Below are 18,286 nucleotides of genomic sequence, written 5' to 3'. Positions count from 1 at the left end.
TGGAAAATTCTAAGAATTAAATATTCAAATAGTTCATTAAAAGATTATATCGCTCTTGGATATCATTTTGATCTGACCCATCATTAAATGTTGCCTTCACCACATAATCATGTCTCCACAAGGAAGCTAATACCGAAGAAATATTGTTTTTATTAACCTTAATAGTCAATTCTACCTTCGAAGAATTTTCAATAGGTCTAATCCCAGTATTTAAGATTTTGGTGTTTTCAGATTCAATAATATGCGAAACATGAGTTAAACTATTGTCTCGATCTTCCATTTCAAGAACAATGATAGCTCCCTTATCCTGATTGGATATGGTTTGGTTGACTGCTCTCAATAAATCTTTTTGCGTAATAACACCTACATATTCCTTCTGTTTATTTACAATTGGCAATAAATCAAACTGATAGGTTTCCAAATATTGCAATGCATCATAGATGTGTTGATAATCGTAAAGATAAATGAAAGGAAAGGATAGTTTAAGTTCCTTAATTAAGGTATCTTCATCTTCCAGGGATAAAAGGTCTTCTTCAGTGATTAATCCGAGATATTCCTTACCTTTTACGATGGGAAGTTGATGAAAATGAAGCTCATTAATCTTGTCTAAAGAAAAAGCTACCGTGTCATTTGGATGAACTTCGGTATAGAGCGTAGATATGTTTTCACCGATATACATGAAACCTTTTATATGATTAAACTAAAAAAAAAGAAAAACGTTTAATTTTAGTTTAATTCTGCGTTTATTGCTAAGGTAGTGAAAATATTAAATTGATATAAAATAAAAAGATGTTTTAGTCATCTTAAAACTAATTATGTAATTTTACACAACTTTTATAAAAGAGTATTATAGTATATGAGCTTAGAAAAGCAAGAGAAGTTTATTGAAATCAGGGAGGTAATACGCAAGAAAAGTCCAGGCTTAGCCAAATGGATACCCAAGCCATTATTAAGTTATTTAGTAAAAACGATCCATGAAGACGAGATAAATTATATCATGACTACCTATCATGATGATATGGGTTTAGATTTTGTGGACTCATTACTGAAAGAACTTAAGGTGAATGTGCATTTGGAAGGTGCTGAAAATATTCCTTTAGATGAAAGTGTAATCTTTGCTTCGAACCATCCTCTAGGTGGTTTGGATGGTGTGGCATTTATGCAAGTCATAGGCAAGTATAGAAAAGATGTGAAATTCTTGGTAAATGATATTCTGATGAATGTCCGAAACCTTGAACCTTTATTCGTTCCTGTAAATAAAGTCGGTGGTCAGAGTAAATCAGCTATTGCAGCGATAGAAAATGCCTATGCATCCGATCATGCGCTGTTGGTATTCCCAGCCGGACTAGTTTCTCGGAAAATAAAAGGCGAAATCGTTGACCTAGAATGGAAAAAAAGCTTTATAAGTAAAGCAAAAAAATATAAAAAAGACATTGTTCCTGTTTATATTGAAGGACGAAACTCGAATTTCTTTTACAACCTATCGAGAATAAGACATAAAATAGGATTAAAAGCAAATATTGAAATGTTATATTTACCTGATGAGATGTTTTCCCAAAGAGGGAAGGATATCACCATCAGAATCGGGAAGAAAATTCCTTATACCCATTTTGACACCAGCAAGAATGAACGTCAATGGGCAGCAGAAGTAAAAGAAGTGGTTTATGCCATGGCTCATGGTAAAAAATAATGTATGCAAGAAATAATTCAACCGGTAGATAGAGATCTAATTAAAAGTGAACTTACGAAAGAAGCCTTCGTTCGCTATACCAATAATGGAAGTAACGAAGTCTATTTAGTAAATTATCATACCGCACCTAATATTATGCGTGAAATCGGAAGATTGCGCGAACTTACCTTTCGTGGTGCCGGCGGTGGTACCGGATTACCTTTAGATATTGATGAAAATGATACCTCAGATCATAATTATGATCAATTAATCGCCTGGAATCCAGAAGATGAAGAAATCATCGCTGGTTACCGTGTGATAAAATGCGATCAAGCAACCGATTCTAATGGGGAAATTCATCTCTCAACCGCACATTACTTTGATTTTTCTGAAAAATTCAAAAAGGATTTCTTACCCTATACTATTGAATTAGGAAGATCTTGGGTTCAACCTAAATATCAACCTGCAATCGATAATAGAAAAGGTATCTTCTCATTAGATAACTTATGGGACGGACTAGGAGCACTGGTTCTTATTAATCCTGATGTTAAATATCTTTTTGGAAAGGTCACCATGTATCCGCATTATAACGCTGAAGCAAGAGATCTTCTGATCTATTTTATGGAACACTATTTCCCTGATAAGGATAATTTAGTGGAACCTGTTCAGGATCTTTACCTGGGCTATAAAACGGATATCTCGAAGTATATAGGAATTTTTGATGGATTGGATTATAAAGAAGGGTATAAGGTGTTGAATGCAAGGATTCGCGAATTAGATGAAAACATTCCGCCTTTGATCAATACCTATATGAATCTTTCGCCAACCATGCGTGTATTTGGAACTGCCAGAAATAACGAATTCGGGGAAGTGGAAGAAACAGGTATCATGATCACTTTGGATGATATCTATCCAGCGAAAAAAGAACGACATATGTCGACCTTTGAAAGAGATAAACATTTCGGTGAAAGACCAGTAAAAACAAGATAAAAAGAACCCCCAATGTGATTAAACATTGGGGGTTTTGTTTTTATTTTTCTCTTTATGGATAGAGGGCCATTTCCAGGTGTGGGATGTTGTCTTCTAAATAGACCTCACTTTCAATCTGAAATCCTAGTCCAGTATAAAATCGCATCAGGTATTCCTGAGCACTAATCCGGATTGGGACCGATGGAAATTCCTGCTTTAACTCTTCGATAGCCTTATTCATCAGAACTTGACCATATTGATGCTTTCTGTAGTCAGCATGAACCACTACTCTGCCAATGGAGCTACAATTAGGGTAGGAGATATCTGGTGGTAATAATCTCGCATAAGCGATACAGATATCATTATCCATTGCAAAAAGGTGGTTGCCTTTTAAATCCTTGTCATCACATTCTGGATAAAGACAATCCTGTTCCAGCATAAAAACATTGATACGAAGCTGTAAAATTTTATAGAGCTCTAAGGAGCTTAATTCTGAAAAGGATTTTAATCTCCATTCCATAAATTTCTTAGCTTAATAGCGATTTAACAACTTCTGAAATCGTGCGCCCATCAGCTTGTCCCGCAAGTTTTTGGTTGGCAGCACCCATTACTTTTCCCATGTCCTTGATGGAGGTAGCACCTGTTTCAGCAATAATTCCTTTTACTACATTTTCAACTGCATCACGGTCCAACTGTTTTGGAAGAAATTCTTCGATTACTTCCAATTCCTCAATTTCAATGGTATATAAGTCTTTTCTATCTTGTTGTTGGTAGATTTCTGCTGACTCCTTACGTTGCTTAGCAAGTTTTTGCAATACTTTGATTTCACCTTCTTCTGTCAATGCTTCAGCATGTCCCTTCTCTGTATTTGCTAATAAAATGGCTGCTTTAATTGCACGCAATCCACGTAATCTTACATTGTCCTTAGCGATCATTGCCGCTTTGATATCTTGTGTGATTTTTGCTTCTAATGACATATATGTTTTATTTATTTTCTAATTACTATTGTTCCATTTGCTTGAGCTGTTGGCATCACCAACAAATCATTGATATTCACATGTTTTGGTCTGGAGAGTACAAAAGATACAATCTCAGCTATATCCTGTCCTGATAGTGCTGTCAAGCCTGTATACACGTTTTTCGCACGTTCTTTATCGCCGTGGAATCTTACTTCTGAGAATTCAGTTTCTACCATTCCTGGGTCGATACTGGTGACTTTGATGCCCTTCGCCAAAAGATCAATGCGCATGGCTTTTGTAAGTGCATCTACCGCATGTTTTGTTGCGCAGTACACATTGCCATTCGGATAAACTTCTTTACCAGCTATCGAGCCTAAATTGATGATATGTGCCTGATCACTTCCTTCCATCATCGGGATTACATACTTGGTCACATATAATAATCCTTTTACATTGGTGTCGATCATGCGGTCCCAATCCCCAATCTTGCCATCTTGGATGGAATCCAATCCTTGACTCAATCCCGCATTATTAATTAGGATATCAACTTTTTTCCATTCCTCTGGAAGGTTGGATAAAGTCGTTTCTACCTCATCCGAATTGCGAACGTCCAGTTTAAAACTATGGGTTTCCGTATTAGGATTGATGGTTTTGATTTTTTGGATTAATTCCTCCAGTTTTTCAACTCTTCTGGCGCATAATAGAAATCTATATTTATTTTCCTTTGCCAATTCAAGAGCACAAGCTTCTCCAATTCCAGAGCTTGCTCCCGTGATTAAAACTGTCCTCATTTTTTTTAATTTTTTAATATTATTAGCATTTCTTCCTGATTTAAATCTTTTTCCAGGATTTTAGGAGTTGCTAAGTTGACATACACAAAGATACAACAAACTGACTAAAATATTGGGACTTTCAAAGGGTCATTCTAAACTTAAAGAAGACTTAAACATACCTAACTCGCTGACTATGAATAGAAGAGAGAATAGTACTTCAAATTAACTGTTTTTTGTAGGCTGTTAGGAGGTTATTCACAAAGCTTAATCTTATCTACATTCCTATAAAATGTTGATTTATAATGCGTAAATTTAGTTATTAACAGGTTCTTCACAATTGATGTTAATTATTAGTCCCTGTTTTACAACTCCTATTGCATGATTGTTGAAGCACCTATTTTTTACTGTTCAAAACTTGATGGTAGGGCATCTCTTATTTTTCTTACATTTGTTACCCTATCATTGAAAGCAGGGTGAATCAAGCCGAGAAATATTTTATAGTATGTCTTTAGAAAACGAATTTACAAACAGTGCGTCAGGACAATCTAGCCGCGCAAACTTCAACAAAAAAAGAACGAGCTTAAATAACTTAGTCTCTGGATTAGGTAAGCTCCCTCCACAGGCATTGGACCTGGAAGAGGCGGTATTAGGTGCGCTTATGTTGGAGAAAAATGCGCTTAGTGAAGTGATCGATATCTTAAAGCCTGATTCATTCTATAAAGAAGCTCACCAAAAGATTTTCCAAGCGATCTACAATCTCTTCCAAAAGACTTCCCCAATCGATATTCTTACCGTGGTGGCTGAATTGCGCCAAATGGGAGCTTTGGAAATGGTAGGTGGTGCATACTATATCACTCAGCTGACTGACCGTGTCGTTTCAGCTGCTAATATTGAATACCATGCTCGTATTATCTCCCAAAAATATATTCAACGTGAATTAATCAAGGTATCTACCGAAATTATTAACTCATCCTACGATGAGACTTCCGATATCTTTGATTTATTGGATCACGCTGAAAAATCACTTTTCGATATCGCCCAAAACAACTTAAGGAGAGACTCCAGAAAAATGGATGATATCATGCGTGAGGCCATTTCTTCGTTGGAATCCTTACGTGAGAAAACGGATGGATTAACAGGTATTCCTTCCGGATTGACAGCATTGGATAGAATGACCTCGGGTTGGCAGCCTTCTGACTTAGTGATTATTGCGGCTCGTCCAGCGATGGGTAAAACGGCCTTCGTATTGTCTGTTGCTAGAAACGCAGCAGTCGATCATAATCGTGCCGTTGCAGTATTCTCCCTAGAGATGTCATCGGTGCAGTTAGTGAATCGTCTGATTGCCGGAGAAACCGAAATTGAACAAGAAAAACTTAAAAAAGGAAACCTTGCGGACCATGAATGGCAACAATTGCACTCTAGAATTGGCCGCTTGACAGAAGCTCCTTTAATTATTGATGATACCCCAGCATTAAACGTATTTGAATTCCGTGCGAAGTGTAGACGTTTGAAAGCGCAGTACGATATCCAAATGGTAATCGTCGATTACTTGCAGTTGATGCATGGTAAAGCCGATGGAAAGGGCGGTGGTAACCGTGAGCAAGAGATCGGTAGTATCTCTCGTGCATTAAAATCCGTTGCTAAGGAATTGAATATCCCTGTATTAGCCTTGTCGCAGTTAAGCCGTGCAGTGGAATCCAGACCAGGAAACAGTAAGCGTCCAATGCTATCCGACTTACGTGAGTCCGGATCTATTGAGCAGGATGCCGATATGGTACTTTTCCTTTACCGTCCTGAATACTATGGTTTGTTGGAGGATGAAGAAGGAAGATCGACAGTAGGTGTAGGAGAAGTTATTATCTCAAAACACCGTAACGGTGAGACCGGTATTGTTCCTTTACGCTTCGTAGGTAAATATGTGAAGTTCGTCGATTTAGAAGATGATTTCTCAGGAATGGGTCCTGATGGAGGTAGTTTCAATGATTTCAATGCAGGAATGGGAAGTGCAATTCAACCTTCTGGTAACTTTGGTGATTTCGGTGGTGGAATCACAATGCCTTCTCGAATGAATGATATGCCTGATGATGCTCCATTTTAATCAGAAATAAAAAAATATTTAAAAAAGCGCAGAACTAATCTTCAGCGCTTTTTTTGTGCCTTTTATTTGATGGCAAAATTGAAATATTGATCCTTGAAAGGTTCATTTTTTAAGGTATAATGCCACCATTCTTCTTCAATTGCCTTGAAACCATATTTCTCCATAATGCCTCTCAATAATTTTCTATTCGCCTTTTGAGCATCTGAAATTTCACTGTAATCATGGTGGGAGGGTTCTCCGAAAAAGTCGAATCCTGTACCCATATCCAGTTCCTTCTTGTCCGTGAGATTAATGATGGTCAAGTCAATCGTGCTACCGCGGCTATGTCCAGACTTCTCCGCGATATATCCGAGTTTAAAAAGGTCTCGCTTGTCAACATCTGGATAAAACTCTTGTTTTGCGGTGCTATCAGCGATATCCAATGCCCATTCCTTGAAATTATCCACTGCCTGCTGCGGTCGGTAGGCATCAAAAACCTTTATTCCCAATCCCATTTGATTCAATTCTTTATGAATCAAAACCAAGGATTTCGCAGCTTCCTTACTGATATAAACTTTGTTTGCTTCATAGCCTTTCACCCGCCTCCCCATGAAATTGTGATTTCCAAAATATCGCAATTCGATTTCAATATTGGGAACCATTCTCTTCAACTCTATAAAGCTGTTGGGAATTTCTTTTTGAGCCGCACAAGCAACAAAGAGGATCGCAAAAATCAAGGAATGTATAGCAATTTGTATTTTTTTCATAAGTCAGATTTTGATCTTGTAAGAACAAATTTATAAAACCAGATACAAGTTTGAAACATTCCCAGCGTTTCGGGGTATTAGTGGAATGCAGTTCTTCATTTTTAGATCTGTGATGATTTATTAGTTTTGTGCTCATATGAGAAAGAAAGTCGATTTTGATAGCTGGTCAAGAAAGGAACATTTTGAGTTCTTTTCCAAATTTACCGAACCCTTCCATGGAATAACTGCAGAATTGGACCTTACTATTGCTTATCAACAGGCAAAGTTGAAGTCTCAGTCTTTCTTTCTGTACTACCTGTACCGTGCTATTAAAGCAATGAATGAAATTGAGAACTTCAGGTTAAGGATCGATAATTCAGAACTTTATTTATATGATGAGGTCCATATCTCGACCACCGTGCTTCGGGATGATAATACTTTCGGGTTTTCCTATATTGATTTTCAAGAGGATGAAGAGCTGTTTTTGAAAGGAGCCAATCAGGCAGTAGAAAAAGTTAAAAGTTCTTCGGGATTAGATTTAACAGGAGCTAAGTTAAATGAAGTACATTGCTCCGCATTGCCTTGGGTCAATTTTACATCCCTTTCCCATGCTCGAAACTTCGATTATCCGGATTCATGCCCTAAAATTTCCTTCGCAAAATTAATGGATGTCGACGGGAAAAAGACCATGGCGATATCCCTACATGTTCACCACGCATTGCTGGATGGCTACCATGTTGGATTATTTATGGAACGATTTCAAGAGTTGCTCAATCAAATCGATTGATTTTTTCCTATCTTCTTGTGCCTGTGGATAATTTTCTAGAATAGTACGGCTATTTTTATTAAATTTGAGTCCCCATTTTTGAGGCATTACATTAGATAAATTTAGGAGAGTATTTTGGATTTTTTAGCAGGATTGAACCCCTCACAACGAGACGCCGTTGAAACTATTAAAGGTCCAGTGATGATTGTTGCTGGTGCTGGATCTGGAAAAACGCGTGTAATTACCTATAGAGTAGCCCATCTGATACAGCAAGGTGTAGACCCTTTCAATGTACTTGTGTTGACTTTTACTAATAAAGCAGCCAAGGAAATGCGTGAGCGTATTATGAAAGTGGTAGGCTCCGAAGCCAAAAACATCTGGATGGGAACATTCCACTCTGTTTTTGCCCGTATATTACGTGTTGAAGCCGAACTCTTGGGCTATCCCAAAAACTTTACGATCTATGATACAGACGATACCAAAAGTCTGTTGAGAACCATCTTGAAAGAGATGAACCTCGATGATAAACTATACAATGTCAACCATGTGTATGGTCGTATATCATCCGCAAAGAATAATTTAATTTCCCCACAAGAATATAATAAGAACGAAGCTATTCTAGCCGAGGATCAGTCAAATGGTCGTGGTCAGCTAGGACAGATCTATATGACCTATGCGCAGCGCTGTTACCGCGCTGGAGCAATGGATTTTGACGATTTATTGTTCAAAACCAACGTCTTATTGAATAAATATCCAGATGTTCTGCATAAATATCAGCATCAATTTAAATATCTGATGGTGGATGAGTATCAGGATACCAACTTTTCTCAATACCTGATTGTGAAAAGATTGGCCGCAGTAAATGAAAATATCTGTGTCGTTGGAGATGATGCTCAGAGTATCTATGCCTTCCGGGGTGCAAATATTCAGAATATCTTAAATTTCCAAAAAGACTATCCTGATGTTAAGGTGTTTAAACTGGAGCAAAATTACCGATCTACAAAAATGATCGTAAATGCTGCAAACAGTATCATTGCCAATAACAAGAATCAATTAGAAAAAAATGTATTCTCTGATAATGAGGATGGAGAGAAAATCAAAGTAAGTCGTGCCTTCTCAGATAATGAGGAAGGTAAGATCGTTGCAGAAGCAATCTCTCAGGAAAAATCATTGAAGAGTTTAAAGTATAAAGATTTTGCAATCCTATACAGAACTAATGCGCAATCGCGTTCATTAGAGGAGGCTTTGCGAAAACTGAATATTCCTTATAAGCTTTACGGAGGAACATCGTTCTACCAAAGGAAAGAAATTAAGGATTTAATTGCCTATTTCAGACTGACCTTTAATCCAAATGATGAAGAGGCATTGAAACGTGTGATTAACTATCCGCGAAGAGGGATCGGTGATACAACAGTGGAGAAAATTATGGTAGCAGCTGACCAGCAACAATTACGTTTGTGGGATGTGGTTGCCAATGCTCAAATGTTCTTGGACGGTCGTAGTGCTGCTTCAGTTTCCAATTTCGGACTGATGATTCAAAGCTTTCAGGCGACTTCAAAAACAAATACTGCATTTGACACTGCAATGCATATTGCTCAACACTCTGGAATACTGAAAGATCTTTACGAGGATAAATCTGTTGAGGGTTTAGCACGATATGAAAATATCCAAGAACTCTTGAACGGTATTAAAGAATTCTCAGAAAGGGAAGATCTGGAAGAAAAAGGACTGGATGTCTTCATGCAGGATATCGCCTTACTGACAAATGATGATAACGATAAGGATCCAAATGCAGATACTGTATCTTTAATGACGATTCACGCCTCCAAAGGACTTGAATTCCCTGTAGTTCACATCGTTGGATTAGAAGAAAATTTGTTTCCATCACAATTATCTCTAAATTCAAGGTCAGAACTGGAAGAAGAACGAAGATTATTCTATGTCGCAGTGACACGTGCAGAAAAAAAGCTACATTTGTCCTATGCAACTTCCAGATACCGTTGGGGAACATTAAATAACTGTGAACCAAGTCGGTTTCTAGATGAATTAAATCCAAGTTGTTTGGATCTTGACTTTAAGCCACGCTCATCGCCAATGATGGATGATGACTTCGGGTCAGAACGCGTACAATGGCAACGCAAAGAAGGCGGTAATGCTTCAGGTGATGTGTTTTCTAAACCAAAACCTAAGGTAATAAAGACAACCTCCATATTGCCAAAAGCACATAAACCAAGTCCTGATTTTGCCCCTTCAGATACTTCAGGTCTGCAGGTTGGTATGGAAGTTGAACATGAACGCTTCGGATTTGGTAAGGTTATTAACCTCGAAGGAAATAAACCGGATATCAAAGCAACTATTTTCTTCAAAGAGTTGGGACAGAAGCAATTGTTGCTTAAATTTGCCAAGCTTAGAATAGTAAATTGATACCCAATTTAGAATTACATATTTAACACCTATAGAGGGTTAAAGCAAAATAAACATATGATTTTTGATTATAACAGCACTAGACCAAAATTAATTTTGGCAGAATATGGCCGAAACGTACAGAATATGGTGGACTATATCTGCACGCTGTCAGATAGGGAAGAAAGAAACCGTTTAGCGCAGGTGGTCATCGATATGATGGGGGTGTTAAACCCGCATCTTCGTGATGTATCTGACTTTAAACATAAACTTTGGGACCATTTATACATTATTTCGGACTTTAAAATTGATGTGGATTCTCCTTACCCAATCCCGACCAAGGAAAATATTCACCATAAACCAGAGACTCTTAAATATCCTAACCATAATATCAAGTTTAAACATTATGGCCACACCGTAGAAGAGATGATCAAGAAAACCTTGAATATCTCAAACCCGGAAGCCAGACAAAAAATGACCTTAAGCGTAGCCAATTTCATGAAAATGGCTTACTTAACATGGAATAAAGATTCAGTCTCTGATGACCAGATCCTTCAAGATTTAAGTACGCTATCGCATGGTGAATTACAATTGCCAGCAGATACCGTACTGACGAAACTTGATTTCAAAACTCCTCCTCCAGGGAATCGTGTTAAAACCTCAGGAAGTAATACCGGCCAACAACAACAAAATAAGCCGCAAAATAATTACAACAACAAGAGGAATAGTAACAACAACAATAATAACAAGAGACCCTCGAACAACAATAACAACAACAGACAGAAGAAGAATTATAAATAAGACCTTTTGAAAAAAGCAATTGGTACTCTTTGTCCAATTGCTTTTTTCATCTAGGTATGATATGAATTGAACAATCCTTTATTTTTTCAAGCTGAAGGATTGGTTGATATGAAGAAACTATGAATGCATTTGAAATTTACGGTGGTAAACCATTAAAAGGAGAAATCGTTCCTCAAGGAGCTAAAAACGAAGCATTACAAATTATCTCTGCAGTCTTATTGACCGCTGAGAAAATGACCATTAGCAATATCCCTGATATTAAAGATGTAAATAAATTGATCGATTTATTGGCAGCAATGGGAGTAGATGTCAATAGAGTGAATGAGGATACATACGAATTTGAAGCAAAAAACATCAATATAGATTATTTCCAATCTGAAGAATTCAAGAAAAAAGGAGGGAGCCTTCGTGGATCTATTATGATCGTAGGTCCTTTGTTGGCAAGATTCGGAAAAGCAGCTATCCCTAAACCAGGTGGCGACAAAATCGGAAGACGCCGTCTAGATACACACTTCCTGGGTTTTGAAAAACTAGGCGCTAAGTTCGTTTATGATGCTGAAAACCATTTCTTCAATGTGGATGCTACCCAATTAAAAGGTACATACATCCTCCTTGATGAAGCATCCGTGACTGGTACTGCCAATATCGTAATGGCAGCAGTATTAGCAAAAGGAACAACAACCATTTACAATGCCGCTTGTGAACCTTATTTACAACAGCTTTGTAAAATGTTGAATAGAATGGGAGCTAAGATCTCCGGAATTGGTTCTAACTTGCTAACCATTGAAGGAGTTGAAAAACTTGATGGAACTACCCATAGAATGCTTCCTGATATGATCGAAATCGGATCATTTATCGGTTTGGCAGCTATGACAGGTTCTGAAATCACCATTAAGAATGTATGCTTCCAAGAGTTGGGAATTATCCCTTCGGTATTTGCTCGCCTGGGAATAAAATTTGAACTTAAAGGAGATGATATTTTTATTCCTGCTCAGGAAAACTACGAAATCGATACTTTCATCGATGGATCTATCTTAACCATTTCTGATGCTCCATGGCCAGGATTTACGCCTGATTTATTGAGCATCGTCCTTGTTACAGCAATTCAAGCTAAAGGAAATGTATTGATTCACCAAAAAATGTTTGAAAGCCGTCTGTTCTTCGTAGATAAACTTATCGATATGGGTGCTCAAATTATCCTTTGTGATCCACACCGTGCTACCGTTATCGGCTTGAACAAGCAAAATAAACTTCGCGGAATCGAAATGACCTCTCCGGATATCAGGGCTGGGGTATCCCTATTGATTGCTGCTTTGTCAGCTCAAGGGAAATCGGTTATCTATAATATCGAACAGATCGAAAGAGGCTATCAACACATCGAAGAACGCCTGAAAGCACTAGGAGCAGATATCAGAAGAGTAGAGGCACAACCTGCTGGACATTAACAAGAATTGTCTTCTTAGTGTTAAAAAAATTATTCTACACTTGAAAATCTACTAAGTCTATATATTTTTGTGCAAAATTAATTGTTCAAACACACAATGAAAAAAATCACATTACTATCTGCAGTTGCTGCTTTCGTATTAGCATCTTGTGCAGGAAACCCTGAAGGTAAAAAAGCAGAAACTAAAGATTCAGTTGCTATCACTCAAACTGAAGTTGTTGGTAATACATTAAATGTAGATACAGCAGCTTCTAAAGTAGTTTGGACAGGAACTAAAGTTACTGGAAAACACACAGGTACTGTATCTATTAAATCAGGTACTTTAAACGTAGATAATGGTAAGTTGGTAGGTGGAAACGTTGTCCTTGACATGAATACCATCAGCTCAACTGATCTAGAAGGTGAATTCAAAGGTAAACTAGACGGTCACTTAAAATCTGAAGACTTCTTCGCAGTTGCAAGTCATCCTGAAGCTACTTTCACTATCACTGAAGTTAAACCTGGTGCTACTGACCAAGATTTAAATATCTCTGGTAACCTAGTAATCAAAGGAGTTAGCAAAAACATTACTTTTGACGCTAAAATTGTTGAATCTACTGAAGCAACAGTGAAAGCTACAGCTAACTTTAACATCACTAGAGCTGATTGGGGTGTAAATTATGAAGGTAAATCTGATGATTTAATCTCTAAAGAGATCAATTTCGATATCAATTTAGTTGCAAATAAATAATTTTATTTAATTCTATATTAAAAGCCCTTAACCTTGGTTAAGGGCTTTTTTATGCAATTTTCCTTCCTTTTGCTTCCTCATAAGCAGTAGATAAGTCTTATTTTTGTAGCTTATCAAATTCGAAACAAATGAAAATTTCCCTGATCTGCATAGGAAAAACTGATGATCAACATATTGTTCAAGGTATTGAAGTATATACCAAAAGACTGAAACATTATGTCAATTTTCAGATTGTAACAATCCCTGATATAAAGAATTCTAAAAACCTGACAGAAGACCAACAGAAAGAAAAGGAAGCCCAGTTATTATTGAAAAATTGTACGAACCAAGATTATATTATCCTCCTCGATGAAAGAGGAAAGGAATATAGCTCAGTGGAGTTTTCAAACTTCCTGGAGAAGCAAATGATCGCCAGTGTTACACACCTGGTATTTATGATCGGAGGACCTTATGGCTTTGATGAATCTGTCTATCAACGCGCCAATACAAAGATTTCGCTTTCCAGGATGACCTTTTCCCATCAAATGGTCAGATTATTCTTCGTAGAACAGATTTATAGGGCCTACACAATTATGCGAGGTGAACCCTATCATCATGAATAATTTTATGTAAATTGAATATATTTAGCATCATATAATTGAATATTTGAATTAACAGAGGGGTTAGGATTATATGTTTTTTTAGGAGTTTAAAATCAAAATAGTAACATTTAGTAAAGAAAATATTATGGATGAAAATAAGTTTAAAAGAGATTATAAGTTCAAGAGCCAAGAAGGGGCTCATGGTGGAAATATTAATAAGTGGATTATTATTATCGGTGGAGCAATTGTAATATTATTGGCTTACTTATTAAGATAATTGCAGGGCGTTAGTCAGGTTAAAATAAATAAGGCGATACGGGGAGTATCGCCTTAAAATCACACTAACTATTAATAAAACCCTATAGAACTAGGTGTTTTCAAAACATAGATCCCAGAATAGACAATAGTCTACCTCCAAGACCCACTGTAAAAGTAAAAACCTTTTATTATAAAATCAAATAAAAGTTGCAACATTTATATTATAATTGAATTTTATCTATATTTTTTAAAAATTCAACCCACGCAACCTGGTCAGTTTTAAATGTTAAGTCATTTTCTTGCAACTCCTGCAAGGGAATTAATCTAAACGCTTGTAATTTTCCTTCTAGTGATTTTTCAGTAAAGTCGAAAGATTTTGTCTTAATGTTTAATTCTACTTCGTTTTTTTGCTCTACCTGATAGTATATTGAAATGATTTGACTCTCATTAAAACTCGATTTCTCAAAAAAATCTGTAGTATAAATATGCTTGATTACCTCAACCTCCATTCCTGTTTCTTCTAGGTACTCGCGCTTCAAGGCATCCAACAAACCTTCCCCATATTCTAAACCCCCTCCCGGAAATTTAGTGAATGAAACATTCTCTGTGCGCTCATCGCTTATTAGGACCTCATTGCGATCATTGATCAATATCCCATAAACCCGAACATTAAATAAAAACATAGTTTAGTATTTTGACCCTGCCTCGTTCCAACAAAGTCTAGATAAGTAATTTGTGTATTTCTTTTAGTATGATGATTTTGGTCAAAACAGGTGCTCCGTCTTGACCAAAATAAACCTATAAAGGCTGAAATCCTGAACCTACAGTTTCCGAATCCAAGCCTACCAATGAATAATGCTTAGGTAAAAACCATGAAATCGTACTCATAGCCTGCTTATATTCTTGTTCATTGGCAAAGTTCTTAGGCGTGATATTAAAAACCAGGTCCTGTGTTACCTGATCTTCATCCGTATAATTTCTTGCAATCAGCATAACCATCGGATTCCTAACCCCTGAATATTGTAGGAATTCGCGAATCTGATGTCGAGCGTAACTAGGTAATATCTCCTCCGAAGGTTGTCCTACCAAGATTTCCTCATCGTTTCCAATTACAAAATCCTCATTGTTCCTTGCAAAATGATGGTCATCCGTGTAAAACTCATTGCGTAATGCATAATTCATCAAATCCCCATAACTGAACATCCAATCCGGATTTTCTTTTCTGGTATTCAATGCTACTCCAAAACCACTTTGAAGTAAGTGCCCCAATTTATTCTTAATGACGTAGGCCTGAAAATTCTCTCCTGGCTCTACCGAACGTAAATTAAAATAGGGAAAGCCTTCTGAGCTCATGATAATCTCCGGTTCAGAAACCGCAAGATTCGCCTCCGCAATATGATCGATAAACTCCGCTACCCAATCGTTGTTCCTTTTTTCTAAAGGTATCGTTAGCAAGTTGTTAACGACTAATGTTTTTTCAAGATCTCCTAAATTCCCGGATCCCGCGTTTGCATCAAAAAAATGTATGTTACTCATAAGTCCTTTGAAAATACGGCTAAAAGTAAGGATTATTGTCTTAATGTTAAATGTTTAATTCAAAAATCATCTGATATAATCCTGAAATTGGCTAAGATAAACTGGTTTATTTTCTTATTTTTGTTAAAAAAGGAACCACTTTAATGTCAGATTTAAATACGACACGATCAGTGCAATACAATACATCAAAAATTAGCTACGAGGAATTCCGCCAGGTACTCATTGAAGATTATAAACTAGCCACCCAAAGCCGATATGTTAGCCTCCTTGGAAGAAAAGAAGTGCTAACCGGTAAAGCGAAATTTGGAATTTTCGGAGACGGTAAGGAATTAGCCCAAATTGCCCTGTCAAAGGTCTTCAAACCCGGCGATTGGCGATCAGGCTATTATAGGGACCAAACCTTGGCCTTCGCGCTAGGAATTAGCAATATCTATCACTTTTTCTCTCAATTATATGCTAATCCCGATATCAAGGCCGAACCTTCCTCCGCAGGAAGACAAATGGTCGCTCACTTCGCAACCCCTATCATTGATGAAAACGGTGAATGGATTGATCAAACAGCCCAGGTAAACTGCTTTTCCGATATCTCAACAACAGGTGGACAAATGTCCAGAATCCTAGGATTGGGGCTCGCCTCGAAATTGTATAAAAACAATCCAAACTTATCCCATAAAGAGAAATTCTCAAATAATGGCCAGGAAGTAGTCTTCTGTACAATCGGTAATGCCGCAACATCTGAAGGGGTATTCTGGGAAACAGTAAATGCTGCCGGAGTGAAGCAATTACCCGTTGTCATCTCCATTTGGGATGATGGCTATGGAATCTCCGTGCCTAATGAAATCCAAACTACTAAAGGCGATATTTCCGCCGTATTAAGAGGGTTTCAGGAAGATGAAGCCGGTCAAGGCTTTGAAATATTCCGGGTCAAAGGATGGGATTATGCCGGCCTTTGTGAAGTCTATGAAAAAGCTGCTGAACTCGCTAGAAATGAAAGTAAACCATGCTTGATTCACGTAGTGGAAATGACACAGCCGCAAGGCCACTCCACTTCTGGATCGCATGAACGCTATAAATCGGAAGAAAGATTGCAATGGGAAACTGATTTCGATTGTAATCAGAAAATGCGCGATTGGCTAATCGAATCTGGAATGGCAACTGAAGAAGAGTTGGCTGATATTGATGCCGAAGCAAAAGACTTTGTTCGTAAGGAACAAAAACGTGCCTGGACCGATTATCGCAAAACCCTACAGGTTGACCTGCAGGAAGCCATTGCTAAATTGGAAGGTATTAACCACCACGCAGCAGAAATCCCTTTAAAAACCTTGCTTTCAACAACAGAGCCTTCCCTAAAGGAGGTATATGTTAATGTTCGCCGTGTAATCCGTGAACTTAGAGGAATCGATGTTCCTGGCAAGGATGAACTGATCGCTTGGTTCCGGGAAAAACAAAAAATTAACCACGATAGATTTAACGATAAACTTTTCGTAGATACCAAATATTCCCCTTTAGCGGTTGAAACAATTGCGCCTCAGTATGATAACGATTCCCCTATCGTAGATGGAAGAGAAGTGCTGAATGCTTGTTTTAAAGCTAATTTTCATAACGATGCCCGATTGTTGGCATTCGGGGAAGATGTAGGTAAAATAGGCGATGTGAACCAAGGTTTCGCCGGCCTACAGGATGAATTCGGTAGCCAAAGAATATTTGATACCGGAATTCGTGAATCTGCAATTATAGGGAAGGGGATAGGACTAGCGATTAGAGGATTTAGACCTATTGCGGAAATCCAATACCTGGATTATCTGATTTATGCAATGCCTGTCTTAAGTGATGACCTTGCAAGCTTGAGCTACCGGACCAAAGGAAGACAAAGAGCTCCTTTGATCGTCAGAACCCGTGGACATCGATTAGAAGGAATCTGGCACTCCGGTTCCCCTATGTCCGTGTTATTGGGTGGATTGAGAGGAATGCATATCTGTGTGCCTAGAAATATGACTCAAGCAGCTGGTATGTATAATACCCTCCTGCAATCGGATGAACCTGCTGTAGTCGTTGAATGCTTGAATGGCTACCGCTTGAAAGAAAAGATGCCAAACAATATCAGTGAGTTCACTGTGCCAATTGGTAAAGCTGAAAAGATTAGAGAAGGCTCAGACATTACCGTGGTATCTTACGGTTCTACCCTTCGGATAGTACAGGAAGCTGCCTTAGAATTGGATAAATTAGGTGTTTCCATTGAAATAATTGATGCGCAATGTCTTCAACCTTTTGATAGAGACCAGATCTCTGTTGAATCATTGAAGAAAACAAATAGATTATTGGTAGTAGATGAAGACTTCCCCGGAGGAGCTTCGGCTTACATAACCCATGAAATATTAGAGAAACAAGGTGGTTATTACCATTTGGATGGCCAACCTAAAACGCTTTCGGCGAAAGCTCATCGTCCTCCTTATGGATCCGATGGTGATTATTTTACTAAACCTGCTGTTGATGATGTCGTTGAAACGGCTTATCAGATGATGGTAGATAGTAATCCAACAACATTTCCTCCTATCTTCTAGGAGGAAATGTTCC

General features: G+C 37.7%; 18 protein-coding genes. 11 read left to right on the top strand and 7 right to left on the bottom strand.

Annotated elements, in window-relative coordinates; genetic code table 11:
• Positions 1-16 precede the first annotated feature (16 nt).
• A complete protein-coding gene (locus PZ892_RS13130; protein ID WP_094256121.1) occupies positions 17-679 on the bottom strand; it encodes a CBS domain-containing protein in 663 nt (220 codons plus the stop codon).
• A gap of 177 nt (positions 680-856) precedes the next feature.
• On the opposite strand from PZ892_RS13130, the gene PZ892_RS13125 reads away from it, so the two are divergent.
• Positions 857-1,690 (top strand): 1-acyl-sn-glycerol-3-phosphate acyltransferase, encoded by an 834-nt coding sequence (locus PZ892_RS13125; protein ID WP_094256120.1) that lies wholly within the window; start codon positions 857-859, stop codon positions 1,688-1,690.
• 3 nt (positions 1,691-1,693) lie between these two features.
• Positions 1,694-2,659, top strand: coding sequence for a GNAT family N-acetyltransferase (locus PZ892_RS13120; RefSeq protein ID WP_094256119.1), 966 nt, complete (start codon positions 1,694-1,696; stop codon positions 2,657-2,659).
• A 52-nt stretch (positions 2,660-2,711) separates the two neighbouring features.
• Here the strand turns inward: PZ892_RS13120 and PZ892_RS13115 are convergent, their stop codons facing one another.
• Genes PZ892_RS13115 through PZ892_RS13105 form a run of 3 tightly spaced genes read right to left on the bottom strand, consistent with a single transcriptional unit; the run spans position 2,712 to position 4,388 of the window.
• Positions 2,712-3,158 (bottom strand): GNAT family N-acetyltransferase, encoded by a 447-nt coding sequence (locus PZ892_RS13115; RefSeq protein WP_094256118.1) that lies wholly within the window; start codon positions 3,156-3,158, stop codon positions 2,712-2,714.
• A gap of 7 nt (positions 3,159-3,165) precedes the next feature.
• Positions 3,166-3,615 carry a GatB/YqeY domain-containing protein gene (locus PZ892_RS13110; protein WP_094256117.1) on the bottom strand — a complete coding sequence of 150 codons (450 nt, stop codon included), beginning with the start codon at positions 3,613-3,615 and terminating at the stop codon, positions 3,166-3,168.
• Between the two features lie 11 nt (positions 3,616-3,626).
• On the bottom strand, positions 3,627-4,388 hold the full coding sequence (locus PZ892_RS13105) for an SDR family NAD(P)-dependent oxidoreductase (protein WP_094256116.1): 762 nt from the start codon (positions 4,386-4,388) through the stop codon (positions 3,627-3,629).
• A gap of 484 nt (positions 4,389-4,872) precedes the next feature.
• Between PZ892_RS13105 and dnaB the strand changes: the two genes are divergently transcribed.
• A complete protein-coding gene (dnaB, locus tag PZ892_RS13100) occupies positions 4,873-6,468 on the top strand; it encodes a replicative DNA helicase (RefSeq protein ID WP_182499685.1) in 1,596 nt (531 codons plus the stop codon).
• A gap of 62 nt (positions 6,469-6,530) precedes the next feature.
• Here the strand turns inward: dnaB and PZ892_RS13095 are convergent, their stop codons facing one another.
• Positions 6,531-7,214, bottom strand: a complete 684-nt coding sequence (locus PZ892_RS13095) for a M15 family metallopeptidase (RefSeq protein WP_277711432.1) — start codon at positions 7,212-7,214, stop codon at positions 6,531-6,533.
• A gap of 136 nt (positions 7,215-7,350) precedes the next feature.
• Between PZ892_RS13095 and PZ892_RS13090 the strand changes: the two genes are divergently transcribed.
• The 7 genes from PZ892_RS13090 (at position 7,351) to PZ892_RS13060 (ending at position 14,195) form a co-directional block, all read left to right on the top strand.
• Complete coding sequence (locus PZ892_RS13090) at positions 7,351-7,980, top strand: chloramphenicol acetyltransferase (protein WP_182499683.1); 630 nt, start codon at positions 7,351-7,353, stop codon at positions 7,978-7,980.
• Between the two features lie 114 nt (positions 7,981-8,094).
• Positions 8,095-10,383: a UvrD-helicase domain-containing protein gene (locus tag PZ892_RS13085; RefSeq protein WP_182499682.1), complete on the top strand. Its 2,289-nt coding sequence runs from the start codon at positions 8,095-8,097 to the stop codon at positions 10,381-10,383.
• A gap of 57 nt (positions 10,384-10,440) precedes the next feature.
• Entirely contained in the window at positions 10,441-11,163 is a 723-nt protein-coding gene (locus tag PZ892_RS13080) for a DUF4290 domain-containing protein (RefSeq protein ID WP_094256111.1), read from the top strand.
• Positions 11,164-11,282: 119 nt separating this feature from the next.
• Positions 11,283-12,608, top strand: a complete 1,326-nt coding sequence (gene murA, locus PZ892_RS13075; RefSeq protein WP_094256110.1) for a UDP-N-acetylglucosamine 1-carboxyvinyltransferase — start codon at positions 11,283-11,285, stop codon at positions 12,606-12,608.
• 96 nt (positions 12,609-12,704) lie between these two features.
• Positions 12,705-13,337, top strand: coding sequence for a YceI family protein (locus PZ892_RS13070; RefSeq protein WP_094256109.1), 633 nt, complete (start codon positions 12,705-12,707; stop codon positions 13,335-13,337).
• 128 nt (positions 13,338-13,465) lie between these two features.
• Entirely contained in the window at positions 13,466-13,939 is a 474-nt protein-coding gene (gene rlmH, locus PZ892_RS13065; RefSeq protein WP_094256108.1) for a 23S rRNA (pseudouridine(1915)-N(3))-methyltransferase RlmH, read from the top strand.
• Positions 13,940-14,063: 124 nt separating this feature from the next.
• Positions 14,064-14,195 carry a hypothetical protein gene (locus tag PZ892_RS13060; protein WP_256962472.1) on the top strand — a complete coding sequence of 44 codons (132 nt, stop codon included), beginning with the start codon at positions 14,064-14,066 and terminating at the stop codon, positions 14,193-14,195.
• Between the two features lie 202 nt (positions 14,196-14,397).
• Here the strand turns inward: PZ892_RS13060 and PZ892_RS13055 are convergent, their stop codons facing one another.
• Both PZ892_RS13055 and PZ892_RS13050 read right to left on the bottom strand, forming a co-directional pair.
• Positions 14,398-14,859: an NUDIX hydrolase gene (locus tag PZ892_RS13055; RefSeq protein ID WP_094279914.1), complete on the bottom strand. Its 462-nt coding sequence runs from the start codon at positions 14,857-14,859 to the stop codon at positions 14,398-14,400.
• Positions 14,860-14,974: 115 nt separating this feature from the next.
• Positions 14,975-15,712: a hypothetical protein gene (locus PZ892_RS13050; RefSeq protein ID WP_182499681.1), complete on the bottom strand. Its 738-nt coding sequence runs from the start codon at positions 15,710-15,712 to the stop codon at positions 14,975-14,977.
• A 143-nt stretch (positions 15,713-15,855) separates the two neighbouring features.
• Here PZ892_RS13050 and PZ892_RS13045 point away from each other — a divergent pair, with 143 nt between their 5' ends.
• Positions 15,856-18,273 (top strand): alpha-ketoacid dehydrogenase subunit alpha/beta, encoded by a 2,418-nt coding sequence (locus tag PZ892_RS13045; protein ID WP_182499680.1) that lies wholly within the window; start codon positions 15,856-15,858, stop codon positions 18,271-18,273.
• The last annotated feature ends 13 nt before the right edge of the window (positions 18,274-18,286 follow it).

The organism is Sphingobacterium sp. WM, from assembly GCF_029542465.1.
GTDB lineage: Bacteria > Bacteroidota > Bacteroidia > Sphingobacteriales > Sphingobacteriaceae > Sphingobacterium > Sphingobacterium cellulitidis.
The sequence above is the reverse complement of the archived record's forward strand: the minus strand, read 5'-3'. Positions and strand labels throughout refer to the sequence as shown.

Excerpts from the sequence above, each read along its gene's own strand:
- PZ892_RS13130 (WP_094256121.1), bottom strand. The coding sequence starts at position 679 with ATGTATATCGGTGAAAACATATCTACGCTCTATACCGAAGTTCATCCA.
- PZ892_RS13125 (WP_094256120.1), top strand. The coding sequence starts at position 857 with ATGAGCTTAGAAAAGCAAGAGAAGTTTATTGAAATCAGGGAGGTAATA.
- PZ892_RS13120 (WP_094256119.1), top strand. The coding sequence starts at position 1,694 with ATGCAAGAAATAATTCAACCGGTAGATAGAGATCTAATTAAAAGTGAA.
- PZ892_RS13115 (WP_094256118.1), bottom strand. The coding sequence starts at position 3,158 with ATGGAATGGAGATTAAAATCCTTTTCAGAATTAAGCTCCTTAGAGCTC.
- PZ892_RS13110 (WP_094256117.1), bottom strand. The coding sequence starts at position 3,615 with ATGTCATTAGAAGCAAAAATCACACAAGATATCAAAGCGGCAATGATC.
- PZ892_RS13105 (WP_094256116.1), bottom strand. The coding sequence starts at position 4,388 with ATGAGGACAGTTTTAATCACGGGAGCAAGCTCTGGAATTGGAGAAGCT.
- dnaB (WP_182499685.1), top strand. The coding sequence starts at position 4,873 with ATGTCTTTAGAAAACGAATTTACAAACAGTGCGTCAGGACAATCTAGC.
- PZ892_RS13095 (WP_277711432.1), bottom strand. The coding sequence starts at position 7,214 with ATGAAAAAAATACAAATTGCTATACATTCCTTGATTTTTGCGATCCTC.
- PZ892_RS13090 (WP_182499683.1), top strand. The coding sequence starts at position 7,351 with ATGAGAAAGAAAGTCGATTTTGATAGCTGGTCAAGAAAGGAACATTTT.
- PZ892_RS13080 (WP_094256111.1), top strand. The coding sequence starts at position 10,441 with ATGATTTTTGATTATAACAGCACTAGACCAAAATTAATTTTGGCAGAA.
- murA (WP_094256110.1), top strand. The coding sequence starts at position 11,283 with ATGAATGCATTTGAAATTTACGGTGGTAAACCATTAAAAGGAGAAATC.
- PZ892_RS13070 (WP_094256109.1), top strand. The coding sequence starts at position 12,705 with ATGAAAAAAATCACATTACTATCTGCAGTTGCTGCTTTCGTATTAGCA.
- rlmH (WP_094256108.1), top strand. The coding sequence starts at position 13,466 with ATGAAAATTTCCCTGATCTGCATAGGAAAAACTGATGATCAACATATT.
- PZ892_RS13060 (WP_256962472.1), top strand. The coding sequence starts at position 14,064 with ATGGATGAAAATAAGTTTAAAAGAGATTATAAGTTCAAGAGCCAAGAA.
- PZ892_RS13055 (WP_094279914.1), bottom strand. The coding sequence starts at position 14,859 with ATGTTTTTATTTAATGTTCGGGTTTATGGGATATTGATCAATGATCGC.
- PZ892_RS13050 (WP_182499681.1), bottom strand. The coding sequence starts at position 15,712 with ATGAGTAACATACATTTTTTTGATGCAAACGCGGGATCCGGGAATTTA.
- PZ892_RS13045 (WP_182499680.1), top strand. The coding sequence starts at position 15,856 with ATGTCAGATTTAAATACGACACGATCAGTGCAATACAATACATCAAAA.